The organism is Polaromonas sp. SP1, assembly GCF_003711205.1.
Classification (GTDB): domain Bacteria; phylum Pseudomonadota; class Gammaproteobacteria; order Burkholderiales; family Burkholderiaceae_C; genus Polaromonas.
On sequence record NZ_CP031013.1, the window covers coordinates 4,277,485 to 4,291,937 of the forward strand.

9 protein-coding genes and 1 riboswitch are annotated in these 14,453 nt (G+C 62.9%); of the genes, 8 read left to right on the forward strand and 1 reads right to left on the reverse strand.

The window, feature by feature from the left end:
- Positions 1-123: 123 nt before the first annotated feature.
- A complete protein-coding gene (locus tag DT070_RS20110) occupies positions 124-4,233 on the reverse strand; it encodes a DUF748 domain-containing protein (protein ID WP_122956995.1) in 4,110 nt (1,369 codons plus the stop codon).
- Between the two features lie 759 nt (positions 4,234-4,992).
- Here DT070_RS20110 and DT070_RS20115 point away from each other — a divergent pair.
- The 8 genes from DT070_RS20115 to DT070_RS20150 all read left to right on the forward strand — a co-directional run bounded on the left by DT070_RS20115 (position 4,993) and on the right by DT070_RS20150 (position 14,444).
- Positions 4,993-5,874, forward strand: a complete 882-nt coding sequence (locus tag DT070_RS20115) for a lytic transglycosylase domain-containing protein (protein ID WP_194965978.1) — start codon at positions 4,993-4,995, stop codon at positions 5,872-5,874.
- Positions 5,875-5,989: 115 nt separating this feature from the next.
- Positions 5,990-6,119, forward strand: a riboswitch (ZMP/ZTP riboswitch).
- 44 nt (positions 6,120-6,163) lie between these two features.
- The gene (gene glyA / locus DT070_RS20120; protein WP_122956996.1) at positions 6,164-7,408 is read left to right on the forward strand and encodes a serine hydroxymethyltransferase; all 1,245 of its coding nucleotides are present in this window, start codon (positions 6,164-6,166) and stop codon (positions 7,406-7,408) included.
- Between the two features lie 109 nt (positions 7,409-7,517).
- Positions 7,518-7,967: a transcriptional regulator NrdR gene (gene nrdR, locus DT070_RS20125; RefSeq protein ID WP_122956997.1), complete on the forward strand. Its 450-nt coding sequence runs from the start codon at positions 7,518-7,520 to the stop codon at positions 7,965-7,967.
- A gap of 77 nt (positions 7,968-8,044) precedes the next feature.
- On the forward strand, positions 8,045-8,692 hold the full coding sequence (locus DT070_RS20130; protein ID WP_122956998.1) for a GspH/FimT family pseudopilin: 648 nt from the start codon (positions 8,045-8,047) through the stop codon (positions 8,690-8,692).
- Positions 8,686-9,264, forward strand: a complete 579-nt coding sequence (gene pilV / locus DT070_RS20135; protein ID WP_122956999.1) for a type IV pilus modification protein PilV — start codon at positions 8,686-8,688, stop codon at positions 9,262-9,264. The genes DT070_RS20130 and pilV overlap by 7 nt, the downstream gene beginning before the upstream one ends.
- Before the next feature lie 38 nt (positions 9,265-9,302).
- Positions 9,303-10,199: a PilW family protein gene (locus DT070_RS20140; protein WP_164483787.1), complete on the forward strand. Its 897-nt coding sequence runs from the start codon at positions 9,303-9,305 to the stop codon at positions 10,197-10,199.
- Positions 10,186-10,734, forward strand: coding sequence for a PilX N-terminal domain-containing pilus assembly protein (locus tag DT070_RS20145; RefSeq protein WP_122957001.1), 549 nt, complete (start codon positions 10,186-10,188; stop codon positions 10,732-10,734). The genes DT070_RS20140 and DT070_RS20145 overlap by 14 nt, the downstream gene beginning before the upstream one ends.
- Positions 10,731-14,444 (forward strand): pilus assembly protein, encoded by a 3,714-nt coding sequence (locus DT070_RS20150; RefSeq protein WP_122957002.1) that lies wholly within the window; start codon positions 10,731-10,733, stop codon positions 14,442-14,444. The genes DT070_RS20145 and DT070_RS20150 overlap by 4 nt, the downstream gene beginning before the upstream one ends.
- The last annotated feature ends 9 nt before the right edge of the window (positions 14,445-14,453 follow it).

The window sequence follows — 14,453 nt, forward strand, 5'->3', positions numbered from 1 at the left end:
TTGCAGGCGGCAGCGGGTGTTGGATTGGATGGGGGGCCGGCGCCGCAACCCGTGTTGCGCGCCCAGGCCCGAGGGCCCCATAAAAGCTTTATCAATAAAGCACTGACGCTATTTTCGCCTTTTTTAAGGCATCGCCAAATTCAGCTCTGCGCGAGGTGTCCATTTGGCCTCCGGCGGTATGGCTTTGGCGGCGCCCAGGAAGAGCCTTTCAGGAGGCAAATCACGCGACGCGAGGTAGTCTTTCACCGCCACACCGCGCTGCACCGCCAGCTCGCGCATGGCGCTGTCGTTGACCTGGATGTCGGCCAGCAGCAGTTTTTCCATCTCGGGCACGGGCAGGTCTTTGGCCAGGCCGACCAGGTTGCGCGGCTTGGGCATGTCGGCGCGTTTGTAGACCTCTTTGAGCAAGGCGGGGTATTCGTCCGCACCGATGCTGACGGCGGCGGCGGTGGTGCCGCCCTCCTTCACGGCCAGGCGGCGTTTTTCAGCGCGCACCAGCGAATCGAGCCGCGCGCGCTTGAAGCCGTCGCGCTCGGCCTCGACGCTGCTGGTGCCCACCACGGTGAGCTGCAGCGAGGGCCGCTCGGCCAGCGCCTTGGCGACTTTGTCGAGGCCAGCCTTGGCTTCGGGGCCCAGCTCGGCGCTGCCGGCGTTAAAGCCGACGGTGCTGAGTTCTTCACCGCCGCCGCCCAGCGCGCTGGCCAGCAGCGAGAACGGCGCGGTGATCGCCTTGACGATCACATTGATGATGACCTTGACGATGATGGGCCCGAGGCTGAACTGCGGGTCGTTGAGCGAGCCGCTGATCGGCAGGTCGATGTCGATCACGCCGTTGCGGTCGGCCAGCAAGGCGACGGCCAGCTTGACCGGCAGGCTGGCGGTGGAGCCCGGCACTTTCTCGCCGAAGGCCAACTGGTTGAGGATGACCTTGTTGGTGGCGGTGAGCCGGCCGTCGGGCAGCACCACATAACCCACGTCGACGCTGAGCTTGCCGCGGTTGATGCCGTAGCCCGAATACTTGACGGAGTACGGCGACAGCGGCGGCAGCTCGAGGTCGCGCACCTTGCCTTTGATGTCGAGCGCGAGCGGCTTGGCCAGCGGGTTGAGCTTGCCCAGGATTTCAAGCGAGGCCGTGCCCTCGGCCCGGCCGCGCAGTTCGAGGTCGGCCATGTTGGGCGCCACCGGCGCACCGCCGGCCGCAGCCGCAGGCGCCACCGACGAGAACGCGCTGAGCTTGCCGGTCAGCTCGGTCAGGTCGGCCGAATAATTGGGTTTGACAAAACGGTCTGAGAACAGCACCTTGCCGTTGATCAGGCTGATGGGGCCGAAGCTCACAACGGCGGGCGGCCCGCCGGATGCCGTCGCCGCCGGTGCAGCAGGGCTGATCGGTTGCGCGGAGGTTTGTGAGCCTTTTTGGCCTCCGGCCAAGGCAGCGCCTTGGGTGGCGGCTATCGTTTTTGTAGCATCGGCGGCCGGGGCCGCCGTGGCCGATGTCTCGGGTGCGTTGCCCTTGACCAGGTCCTGCAGGTTGATGCGGCCGTCGGGCATGACGATCACGCGCGCAAAAAAGTCGGTGAGCACCGTTTCCTTCACGTCCACGCGCGTGGCCTTGGCAGGCTCCAGCGCCACATGCAGGCCGCGCAGGTTCAGCGCTTTCCAGGCCAGCAGGTCCTCACTTGGCGCCAGCTTGTTGGCGCGGAATTCTTCCAGCGCCACATCGCCCGTGACCTGCGCCTGCGTGCCGGCCGGCAGCTGGCGGTAAGCAACGCGGCCCTTGAAGCTGGCGTCGGCGCGCAGCAGTTCGATGTTCAGGGTTTCGGCAAAGTAAGGCTCAAAGGCCTGCAGCGGCAGGCGGTCGACCACCAGCCGGCCCTGCGCCTGGATGGGTGCCAGGCCCAGGTTGCCATTGAAGTCGACCTTGCCGGGCTCGAAGCGGCCGGTGGCCAGGCGCAACGACGCCGTCAGCGGCATGGGCCTGGCAGCCTGCGCTTTGGAGGCCGGCCTGTCGTCCAGCAGCAAACCCGTGAGCTGGGCCTTGACGGCGCTGACCTCAAAGGCCACGGGCTTGGCGCCGGCCTTGTCAGAGAACGACATGGCCCCGCCGTCGAGCTGCACATCCTGCACGGCCACGGCCCATGAGGGTGCGGACGCACGGGTGGCGGCGTCGGTGGGCGGTGGGGGTACAGTGGCTGCGCCGCCCGGGGTTTTGCCGACCATCCAGCGCTCATACATCCAGCGTTTGTCGCTGCCGCGCTCGACGCGGGCTTTGGGCTGGGTCAGCTGCAATTTGGCGGCCTTGAAGGTCTGGCCGGTCAGGTCGATGTCGACCTGCGCCAGGTCCACCCGTTTGACGGAGACCAGCGAGACCTTGCCCTCGGCCAGTTGCACGTCGCTCAGGGCGACTTGCGGCGCGGTGACTTGCAGCGCCTGCGGTTTGTCGCCGCTGGGCGCCTGCCAGGTGATGCCCAGCTGGGCGTCGAGCTGGCCGTTGAGTGCGGGCAGCAAAAACTGGCCGATGTATTTGGCGGCCATGCCCAGCGGCCAGGAAGCCACGTTGGCGGTGACCTGCGCGGCCTGGTCGGTGGCGGTGCCGTTGAAGGTGAGGAGCGCGGGGGCCGCGGGGGCCTCTGGCACGGCGGGCTGGGCGGTCTTTTTAGCTGCGGGCTTGGCCGGCGCCGGCGCGGCGGCCGGCGGCTCCAGCCCCACCGAGCCGTCGAACTTCAGGGGCGCGCCGGCGGCAAAGGGGATGGCGATGGCCGAGGCGTTGAGCGCCAGGCCGGCCAGGCGGATGTCGGCGGGCGAGGCCAGGGTTTCGTCCAGCCAGTTCACCCGGCCGCCGCGTACCGCCACGCGGGCGACCTGCACTTTCCAGGGCGTGGCGGCGGGTGCTTTGGCGGGCGCTGCGGGGACGGGACTGCTGGCGGCGCCGCTTGCAGCCCCGGCCTGGCCTTGTGGATCATTTTGGCCTCCAGCCCTTTCTGTACCTTGGCCAGTAGCTCCTTTTTTGATAGCAACCGGCGCACCGGACGACGCCAGCAGGTTCAGCCGCCCTGCCCTGTCACGGGCCAGCGACAGCGTGGGCGCCGTGAGCTCCACCGCCGAAAGCTTGACGAACTGCTCGAGCGGACGAACGTCGTCCATGCTGACCTGCAGGCGGTCGAAAGCCAGCAGGTCGGGCCGGGCGGGCGGCGGGGTTTCGGCGGCGGCGGCGCGTTTGCCGGGGGACGCGGGCTTGGCCTGGACGGCCGCTGGCGCCGCCTGCGCGCTTAGCAGCCTGACTTTTTCCGCCGTCACCGTTCCGGAGATCCGCACCGAAGTCGCCGGGGTTTGCTCAAACGCGACCTTGGCGTCGGCATGCAGCACGGCGGCCTGCAGTTTCACCGGCAGGCTGGCCGGCCAATAACCGAGGTAGGGGCTCAGATCAAGGCCGCGCAACGTGAGCGTGGCATCGGTTTTGTGTGTCTGGGCAAAGGGCGTGCCTTCGGCGGCGGTGTCAAAACTGCTGCCGTTGAGCTTGAAAGCCAGGTGCGGCGAGGTCTTGATCTCGCGTTTGGACTTGAGGTTGCTCAGGAATGGCACCGACAGGCCCAGCTCGCGCAGTTCATGGGTTTTGCCGACGGACTGGTCGGTAAAGTCCATGCGCCCGCCGCTGACCACGATGTTATAGACCGCGAACTTCGGCGGGTCGCCGGCCGGCGGCGCGTCTTCGGGCGACTTCAAACGCTCAAGGATGTCGTCGATGTCGTATCGGCCGTCGCCCTGGTGCGTGAGAAAGACCACCGGTTCGTCGACCTGCACCGCGTCGGCCACCGGCGCAAAACGCAGCAGGGACTCGAGCTCTGCATCTATATATATGCGCTTGATGGAAAGCTGGGGGGTTTTCTGGGGAGAGGCCTGGGCAGAGGAGGCCTGGGAAGCCCTGGCAATCGCCAGGTCGCGCAGGGTCAGCTCCAGCGACCAGGGCTTGAAGTCGACCTCGCCCACCGTGACCTGCCGGCCCAGCTTTTCAGAGGCGATCTTCTCGACTTGCGACTTCAGGATGGACGGCACGGCCGCATAAGCCAGCGCCCAGACCAGCAGCAGGATCCCGACCGCCCAGGCCGCGCGCCGCCGCCAGAGCGGCGACCGGGCCACGGCGGCCCCCCTGGCCGGCAGTGACTTGCCGATTTCGCGCCAATCGGCCTCGCGCCAGTTGAACTCCCGCCATTTATTCTTCAAATCTTTGATTGCCATAGGCGTCGAGTTTTTAGCGCCGGGGCCGATAGGTCAATGATTTATTTGAAAAAGACGGTCAATCAAAGGGCATTAAAAAGCGGTTGCGCCAAAAGAAAAACCCCGGGCAGCGAGGCCGACCGGGGTTGACGGCGGGCGTTTATGCTCATGCCGTCTGGTTTCCGCAAAGAAGAGATGAATCGTCCTCAGTGCGATGAAAGCAAGTGATTGCTTCCAGGTTTACCGGGGTTGGTTACCCGATTGAATGCGTGAATGAACACGCAATTGCAGGTTAACCCTGCGCCGATCCAGAGGCAAGACCATCTTTTCAATCACAGTCCCGGCGGTGATTGCCTTTGCCTTTTAAGCTGCGGACCTCCGCAGGCGTCCCACACCAAGAGCCGAATCTGGCCTACATCCGGTCCCGCAATCCGCCGATCCAGGCTTTTTTACAAAGAACTTAACTTAGAGCTTGGTCTCAAAAAGGGGCCGTAACTATCTTGATTCTGGGCGTTTCTGCCAGGAACCAAGGTTTTTATTCGTCTTTTTAATATAAAGAATCAATTTGTTATTATTGACAGGTTATTAACGAGACCCATAGAATCCGGCCAGTCCCACAACAACCTAGGGACAACCCGAATCCGCTGCCCTATTCATCACGAAGCCGGCAACGTCAAACAGGGGGTCAACAACACCCCACAAGGCATGCCTTGGTTTGATGGCGACCCAATCAAAGCCTGCCTGGCCCCCAAAGGGCCTGCAAGCGTAGAAAGGAGTGCTATGACAGCGCTAGGACAATTCAGCCTCGAGGCACACCTGAAAAGTGTGCGCAACGGTATCTCCACCGTTGCCGATGACATCGCCCAGGGCTTTTTCGAGATCACCCACAACAGCTTCGCCCTCCTGGGCCTGGCCGTCGTGTTCGCGGTGATCACACTGACTGCCCGGCCCGACTTGCGTCAGGCCGGTGAATTCAAGCTCATGACCTGGCTGCAAGAGCGCCAGGAAGCGGCCATCGGCTTTACCGAGCCGGCCGCCATTGAGCGCGCCACGGCGTCCAACCCGAAAGACCTGCCCGCCCAACAGGCGGCAGTGGCTTACTGGCTGAGCAAAAAATACGGCGTCGCGCCCGAGCCGCTGAGCGTGCTGGTGGCCGAAGCCTTCGAGATCGGCCAGAAAGCCAAGCTGGACCCCACCCTGATCCTGGCCATCATGGCGATCGAGTCGGGCTTCAACCCGTTCGCGCAAAGCCCGGTCGGCGCCCAGGGCCTGATGCAGGTCATGACCAAGGTGCACCACGACAAGTACGACAACTTCGGCGGTAAGCTGGCGGCGTTTGACCCGGTGACCAACCTGCGCGTCGGCGTCAAGGTGCTGCAGGAATGCATCGCCCGCGCCGGCTCCGTCGAAGGCGGCCTCAAATACTATGTGGGCGCTGCCAACATGGAAGACGACGGCGGCTACGCCGGCAAGGTGATGGGTGAACACGCCCGCCTGCTGGCTGTGGTGGCGTCTGCCTCCAAGCGCGGCACGCCTTCGCCGTTCTTTGGTACGCCTCCCGGTACGTCGCGCCCTGTGCCGGCCTCCTTGCCGGCCAAACCGGACGCACTGGAAGCCGACGGCAAAACGCCGGAAAAAGTGGCGCTGCTGAACCAGTCCTGATTCGGTTGCCTCCACGCCAAAAAGCCGGGCCGCTGCCAGCGCCCCGGCTTTTTGCTTTCAGGGCTGCCGGCAAACAACCCCGGCACGGCGGGTTTTCGGCGCCCTCAGTTACACTAGCAAGGTGCGCGACTGGCGATAGGCTCAAGGTTTTTACAACCATTGGAGCTGACGTGGGACACCACTGGGAAGCGCACCGCTGAAAGCCGTTGGGCCCAAGCGTTCAGCCGTTCGCCTGGGCAGCCCTTGTTTCATTCATTGAAGAGCAGGGACCACGTCTTTAAGGACTGCCATGTACCACCGCAACATCCTGGTTGAACAAACCGATCCCGAAATCTTCGCCGCCATCCAGGCCGAAAACGCCCGGCAAGAGCACCACATCGAGCTGATCGCCAGCGAAAACTACGCCTCGCCCGCCGTCATGGCCGCGCAGGGCTCGCAGCTCACCAACAAATACGCCGAAGGCTACCCCGGCCGCCGCTACTACGGCGGCTGCGAACACGTCGACGTGGCCGAGCAACTGGCCATCGACCGCATCAAGGCCATCTTCGGCGCCGAAGCCGCCAACGTGCAGGCCCATTGCGGCGCCTCGGCCAACGAAGCCGTCTTCCTGGCCTTCCTCAAGCCCGGCGACACCATCATGGGCATGAGCCTGGCCGAAGGCGGCCACCTGACGCACGGCATGGCGCTAAACATGAGCGGCAAGTGGTTCAACGTCGTCTCCTACGGCCTGAACGACAAGGAAGAGATCGACTACGACGCGATGGAGCGAAAGGCCCACGAGACCAAGCCCAAACTGATCATCGCGGGCGCTTCGGCCTACAGCCTGCGCATCGATTTCGAACGCTTCGCCAAGGTGGCCAAGGCCGTCGGCGCGATCTTCATGGTCGACATCGCCCACTACGCCGGCCTGGTGGCCGCGGGCGTGTACCCCAACCCGGTGCCGCATGCCGACATCGTCACCTCGACCACGCACAAGAGCCTGCGCGGCCCGCGCGGCGGCATCATCCTGATGAAGGCCGAGCACGAAAAAGCCATTAACAGCGCCATCTTCCCCGGCCTGCAAGGCGGCCCGCTGATGCACGTCATTGCCGCAAAGGCCGTGGCGTTCAAGGAAGCCATGACGCCGGAGTTCAAGACCTACCAGCAGCAAGTCGTCAAGAACGCCCAAATCGTGGCCGACACCCTGACGCAGCGCGGCCTGCGCATCGTCAGCGGCCGCACCGAAAGCCACGTCATGCTGGTTGACCTGCGCGCCAAGGGCATCACCGGCAAGGAAGCCGAAGCCGTGCTGGGCAGCGCCCACATGACGATCAACAAGAACGCCATCCCGAACGACCCGGAAAAGCCGATGGTCACCAGCGGCGTGCGCATCGGCACCCCGGCCATGACGACACGCGGCTTCAAGGACGAAGAAGCCCGCGCCACCGCCAACCTGATCGCCGACGTGCTGGACAACCCGCGCGACGCGGCCAACATTGAAGCGGTCCGCGCCAAGGTTCACGCGCTCACGAGCCGCTTCCCGGTCTACCGCTGAGCATGACGGACGGCGCAGTCGCTATGATTTTTATAGCTGACTGCGTACGTCCTGATTGGGCTGGAGGCGGATTTGGTCAATTTTCGTCACTACACACAGGGCCCAATCCATGAAATGCCCTTTCTGCGGCCACCTTGAAACCCAGGTTGTCGAAACCCGGGTCTCCGAAGATGCCGACTTCATACGCCGCCGCCGCCAGTGCGGCGCGTGTGAAAAGCGCTTCACCACCTACGAGCGGCCCGACGTCACCTTCCCGTCCATCGTCAAGAAAGACGGCCGGCGCATCGAATACAAGCGCACCAAAGTGCTGGCCTCGCTGAACCTGGCGCTGCGCAAGCGCCCGGTCAGCACCGAGCAGGTCGACTCGGCGATCGAGCGCATCGAGGAAAAACTGCTGAGCCTGGGCCTGCGGGAGGTTGCCTCCAACCGCATCGGCGAGCTCGTCATGCGCGAGCTCAGAAAGCTCGACAAAGTCGCCTATGTGCGCTTTGCCAGCGTCTACCGCAGTTTTGAAGACATCGACGAGTTCAAGACGCTGGTGGATGAGGTGAGACGCTAGCTTACCGTTCGTCACGCAGACCTGACCGGACGTCGAATACCGCAGGCGGGACCGCCGGCGCATGCTCACAATTGCGCATGTTCGAAAATCTGTCGATCACCGGCCCTGCCGCTTTTCACCCCCAACAGCCCTGGCGCGCCATGAGGCGGATTCAGCGAGGCTTCACCCTCATTGAATTACTGGTCGTTATCGCCATCATCGCGATCCTGGCGACCCTCGCGGCGCCCTCGTTCCTGGGCCTGCTTGCCAACGCGTCCATCACCCGGGCAACCAACGGGTTTATTTCGGATACCCGCTACGCCCGCGGTGAAGCCATGCGGCGCGGGAAAAGCGTGACGATTTGCAGGACCGCCGACTACACCGCAGCCAGCCCGGTATGCTCCGCCGGTGACGGCGCGGCCGTCGGCGGCTGGATGGAAGGGTGGGTGGTGTTCCTCGACAGCAACGGTAACGGCAGCTTTGACGCTGCGACCGATATTGTGCTGCGTGCCCAGGAGCCCGTGGCCCGTATCGGAGACTTTTTCGCAGTCGGTGTCTCCACGCCCACGGCCGTCGCCACCGGCAACCGCATCATTTATGACGGCACTGGACGCGCCATCGGCCAGTCGGGCCGGTGGCTGGTGCATGCCTCGGGCTCGTTCGCCACCAACGCCAAATACACCCGCACCTTGTGCATGAACGCCGTGGGCCGGGTCAAGGTCCAGACAGGGGACGTCGCATGCTAGGCTCCATCAAGAACCTTCCTTCTTCGCGAGGAAGCCAACAAGGCTCGTCGCTGCTGGAAGTCCTTATTTCCATCTTGCTGATGTCCTTCGGGATGCTGGCACTTGCAGGCATGCAGGCCTACTCGGTCGCGGCGCAAAAGAACGCGGCCAACCGTGCGATCGCAAGCGCTTTGGCCACGGAGCTGGCGGAGGTGGTCAGGCTCAACCCTAACGGCCTGTCTGCCGGCAACTATGACGTCGCCTTGATGACTACCGGCAACCCCCCGGCGCTTGCGCCTTGCGCCTTTCCCAACTGTACAACCCCTGCGATGCTGGCGGCCGCGGACTTGACGGCCTTCCAGAGCCGGGTTCGCGCCCTGTTGCCGCAGGGCGGCGTTGAGTTGATCCGGCCCGGCGCCAGCGCAACCCAGGCCAACATCTGGATTGTTTGGGAAGAAGCCGGCGTACTGAATAACACCCGCACAGTCAGCGGGGTCGACCAGTCCGCTGAATTGACGAGTGATAACTGCTCGGACAACGCCAAAGCCCTGGCCACGCTGCCACGCTGCTTTTACATGAAGGTGCAGTTATGACTTCACCCGCACAAGGCCGCCCACAGCAGCCCCCTCGCATGCCAGGCTCAAGATCCGCCGCAACAAGGCAGTCAGGCTTCACACTGATCGAGCTGCTGATCTCCATGACACTGGGCATGGTGATCATCGGGGCGCTGGTGGTCATGTACGTTTCGGGCAGCACAGCCACGCGAAACGCGCAGGCGCAGGGCCAGATGAACGAGGATGCGCAGATGGCGCTCAGCGTTTTTACCCAGGAGCTGCGCCAGGCGGGGTATAACCCCACGCGCGCCGGCGGCGCCAAGAATGACCTGGGGCAAGCAGGCTGGAACCTGTTCGCCTGCAACACGGGTTTCACGGACGCCACTGTTGCCAACATAAGCGCCCTGACCTGCGCTGCAGGCGGCGGTTTCGCATTGGCCGTAGCCTACGAAGGGGACCTCAACAGCGGGAAAAACACCTCCACCGGCCTGCCGATGGACTGCATCGGCAACGGTGTAGGTGCCGCGGGCGCTGCTTTCTACACCATGCAATCGCGCCTCGCCATCACGAACAACACGCTGACCTGCCGCGGAAGCGGCAACCTGGCGCAATCACAGGTGCTGGCCGAAAACATCGAAAGTGCGACGGTGAATTTTGCCCTCACCGAGCCTGCAGTTCCCAACAGCCAGAATGTGCGCGGCTACCTGACCGCCTCCGGCATCGCTGCGCCCACGGACGTAGGCTTGGCGGCGCTGTCTGTGCTGGATCGCTGGAACAAGGTGGTCGCAGCGCAAGTCTGCATAGTGGTCAGGAGCGAAGACCCCGTACTCGGGGACCTGGGCACTGCGGCCACCAAGCCAAGCTATCAAAACTGCGCAGGTGCCAACGTCGATATCGCCGACGGCAGGCTGCGCCGCGCTTACCGCACCACGGTGCTGCTGCGCAACCATGGAGTAGGTTATGTCAATCCCTGAGCCGCGCCAATCCGCGAAGCTGCACGGTCAACAGGGCGTGGTGTTGATCGTAGCCCTCATCATGCTGATGATTCTTACGGTTCTGGCCAGTATCTCGATCCGCGGCGCCTCGTCGACTGAGCAGGTGGCCAACCAGAGCCGCCAGCAGGCACTGGCCCGGCAGACCGCAGAAGCAGCCTTGCGCTTCTGCGAACAGCAGGTCCAGCTTTTTGCCATCAATCCCGCCACCGGCTTCGCACCCGAGGCGGCCCCCCTGGGCGCCGGGACACCCTATTCCTGGCAAACCATGGCCAACTGGGACACCATGACGCCGACGGCCAACCTCAAGACGGTCGCGGTCGCCTCGTCCGGCGATGCGGGGACCAAGTTGTATTTCACCCGCCAGCCCGAGTGCATGGCGCAGTATCTGACCCCCGCCGATACCAAAGTTTTTGTGACAACCGCCAGGGGCTTCGGCCCTGAAGTCGGCGCGAAAGACGGAAGCGCACCCAGAGGCACAGAGGTGTGGCTTCAATCCGTAATTACCATGAAATGATGCTCGACCCGAGCATGAAAGGCCTGGCCATGAAGTTTTCCATTATGCGTGGCGTTGCGTTTTACGCGGCTGCACTGATTGCAGCGGACAGTGCTTTCGCAGTCGTTGCGCAGGAGCCGCTGCTCTCCAAGACCGTGAACGTCAGGCCCAACATCGCGCTGGTGCTCGATACCTCCGGCTCCATGGACTGGGAATGCGTCTATGCCAAGCATGTCGCCAACGCATTGGTCACCGAATCGCCGAACTCCACCAGCATACCGGGCTTCCATGTGGATTGCATTAGCAGCAGCGACCCGCGCCAAAGCTCTCCTGTCAACAACCTGCTGTTCTATAACCCGAAAAAGGTCTATAGCCCGGGGTACTCAGGCGGCGTGCAGCAGGCCAATGCGGCTGTCGGTAACTCCTCGGTCGTGGAGCTGTACCTTCCGAAAGCGGGCAAGGACCCCACCACCTACACCACCTCCGCTGCCATCAAGAACACGGCGGACTACAACTTCTACGAGGTGACAACCAACAAATTCAAGCTGAACGGTGCCAATACATCCGGCAACAGCAACCCATTTGGGCCCCACAACGGCAGCCGCACCGACTGCGCCGCGGCCACCTGCACTTTCAACGAAGAGCGCCAGAACATCGCGAACTGGCGCGCTTATCACATAGACCGCATCAAGTCGGCAAAAACGGGTTTGGCCGGGGCATTTGCCGACCAGTCCGACAACTTCCGCCTGGCCTATGGGGACATCAACGGCTCGCCCAACACCATGACCGATTTTGGCGTGGCCAAAAGCGCTTTTTTCTCCTGGCTTGACGCCCGCACGCCCAATGGCGGAACACCGCTGCGCGGTGCATTGGACAGGGCCGGCAAGTACTACCAGAACACTGCCAATAGCGGCCCCTGGGGATCCAAGCCCTGGTCGCCCCCCACCGGAGAAACACCGGCCAGCCATTTGTCCTGCCGGCGCTCCTTTACCTTGCTGATCACGGACGGTTTTTACACGGATGCGGCCCCCACGGGCATAGGCGATGTCGACGGCACCGTGGGGCCGGCATATACCCATGCGCTGGACGCCACCAAGAAATATCAGTACAAGCCAACCGAAAAAACCGACGTACGGACCAAAGGCAAACCGGACAAGGTGAGCGGCACGGGCGGTGTCGCGGATACGCTGGCGGATATTGCACTGAAGTACTGGGTCACCGACCTTCGCACCGATCTTGCCAACGACTTTGGCAATGGCGACGCCAATGACCCTCCGTTCTGGCAAAACATGACCAGCTACATGGTCAGCTTTGGTGCCCCCGGCAAAATGACCGATGCGGAAGTGGCAAGCGCCAAGGCCGGCACACTGGCGTGGGTTACGCCGACGCTTAATACCGTCACAACGATTGACGACATGCGCCACGCGGCGCACAACGGCGGCGGCGGCTTCCTCACGGTGACCGATGCGGATCAATTCACGAAAGACCTGGGCAGTGTGATTGGCAGTATCGCGAGCCAGCAGTTCTCACAGGCCGGTGTGGCGGCGTCTGCCGTGACCCTGACGGCGGGCACCAAGAAATTTATCCCCTACTACACCAGCGGCACGTGGTGGGGCAACGTGCAAATGAAAAACGTGAGCACCGACACCGTGGCATGGCAAGTCATTGCCACCGATGGCAATGGTCAGCCCACCGGCGTCACCACGCTGCCGGCACCAGCTTCCCGCAACATCTTCGTATGGACGGATGCAACCAAGCAAGGCCTGCCCTTCACCTACGCCAACATCAACACGGCGGCCAACACCCTCAAGGGCACCAACGCCAACATGCAGATGAGCAATGCGGTGACCTCCGACGTGGTGGATTACCTGCGCGGCGTGCGTACCCTGGAAGGCAATGGCATGAGAAAACGGCCGGCAGTCCTGGGTGACATCGTCAATTCGATACCCACTTACATCAGGAACAATACCAACCCGCAGTATGAGAAGCTTCCGGTTTCCACCCCGGGCTTGCCGGACTACCCTGCCTACCTGAACGCCAAGGCGGCACGCAACGAAGGGGTGCTGTTTGTCGGCGCCAATGATGGCATGGTGCACGGCTTCGGCGAAGGATTTGGCGCCAGCGCTGGCGGCCGAGAAGTCTTTGCATATGTTCCGCGTTCCGTCCTCGGGAAACTCGAGGTGCTGACCACTGAGGGCTATACATTTGCCCACAACTACACGGCTGACGGCCCGCTGACAGAAGTCGACGCCTATGTGACAACCCCCAACCTGACCGGCGGAGGCTCTTCGACGGGATGGCGTAACCTGGTCGTGGGCACCACCGGCGCCGGAGCCAAATCCGTCTTTGCGCTGAACGTCACTGACCCCCTCAACATGAACGGCAAGGCGGTTCTGTGGGAAATCAATGCGGATCCGGCATTTCCCGTGATGCCGGGAAACTCCACGACTTCATTCGCAGAATTGGGCACTGTCCTGAGCTCGCCCCAAAGCGGTATTACGGTCAGCGGTGACTGGGTAACCATCTTCGGCAACGGCTATGACAGCAAGTCCGCAAAAGCCAGCCTCTTCATCGTTGAAACCGGCACAGGCAAACTGCTGAAGGAAATCAAGACCGATAACACGCTCGCCAACGGACTTGGCGGCGTGCGTCTGGTTTACAACGACAAGCGGCAGATCATCGGCGCCTATGCAGGCGACCTGAAAGGCCGGCTGTGGAAATTTGACCTGAGCAGCGCAAGCTCCACCGCGTGGGGTTTGGGCAACGGCGGCGTGGCGCTGTTCACCGCACTGAGCGGCAGCACCGCTTTGCCTATCACCGCCGCTCCGGCCGTCGTTGAGAGGACGGATCAGCCCAGCTTCAAGCCCAGCTATGTAGTGACCGTAGCCACCGGCAAGTTGTTTGAAGCCGGAGACCCCGCCGTGACAACACCGGCTCAGGTCGTGTATGGCCTTTGGGACCGCAAGCCCTTCGGCTCCACGGGGAGCGACACCATTGCCGATTCACAACTCGAGCCCATTAAACAAACCTTCGTCACGGGTGGCATTGATCCAAATACCGGCGAAACAATCAATGGCGGCGGTGCCACCAAGGTCGCCTCCATTACTTTTGTCAACCCTGCAGTCACCACCCTTGACTGGTCGATCCGGCGCGGCTGGAAGTTGACTCAGGATGCGTTTACCGGCCAACGCACCATCTATCCGGTGTACATGCAGGACGAAGTGGTCAAAATCGATACGGTTGCGCCCGGGCCCAGTGCCTCGAGTTGCCTCGCCTCGACCAGCAATGCAATGACATTCGCGATCAATCCACTCACGGGCGCTTGCCGCGCGGGCGGTACGCTGGATACCAATGGGGATGGAAAGATCGACGAGAAAGACGCGAACGTTTGCGCATACACCTCGCCTGCGGATGGTATCGACGTTGTTCTTGTCATCCTGAATTCTTTGGGTGAGGACACCGGCCTTAGAAGCGTTCAGAATGCCAGCGGCTCCATCACGATTCGCACCAAGGGCGCGCCCCCTCCGCAGAACTGCACCAACCCGGTGTATGCGGCGGCCCATGTGGAGGAATGCGGCAGTTGCGCCGACGCGGCATACGCTGCGGCACATGAGAGCGAATGCAAGCTCCCCAATTGCAGCAGCGCCGCATACCGGGCAGCCAATCCGGGCGCCTGCCCAGGCTCGGTCCTGAACCGTTCGTGGCGCCAGCTCTTTCCGCGCGCTAATTGAAAATAAGTT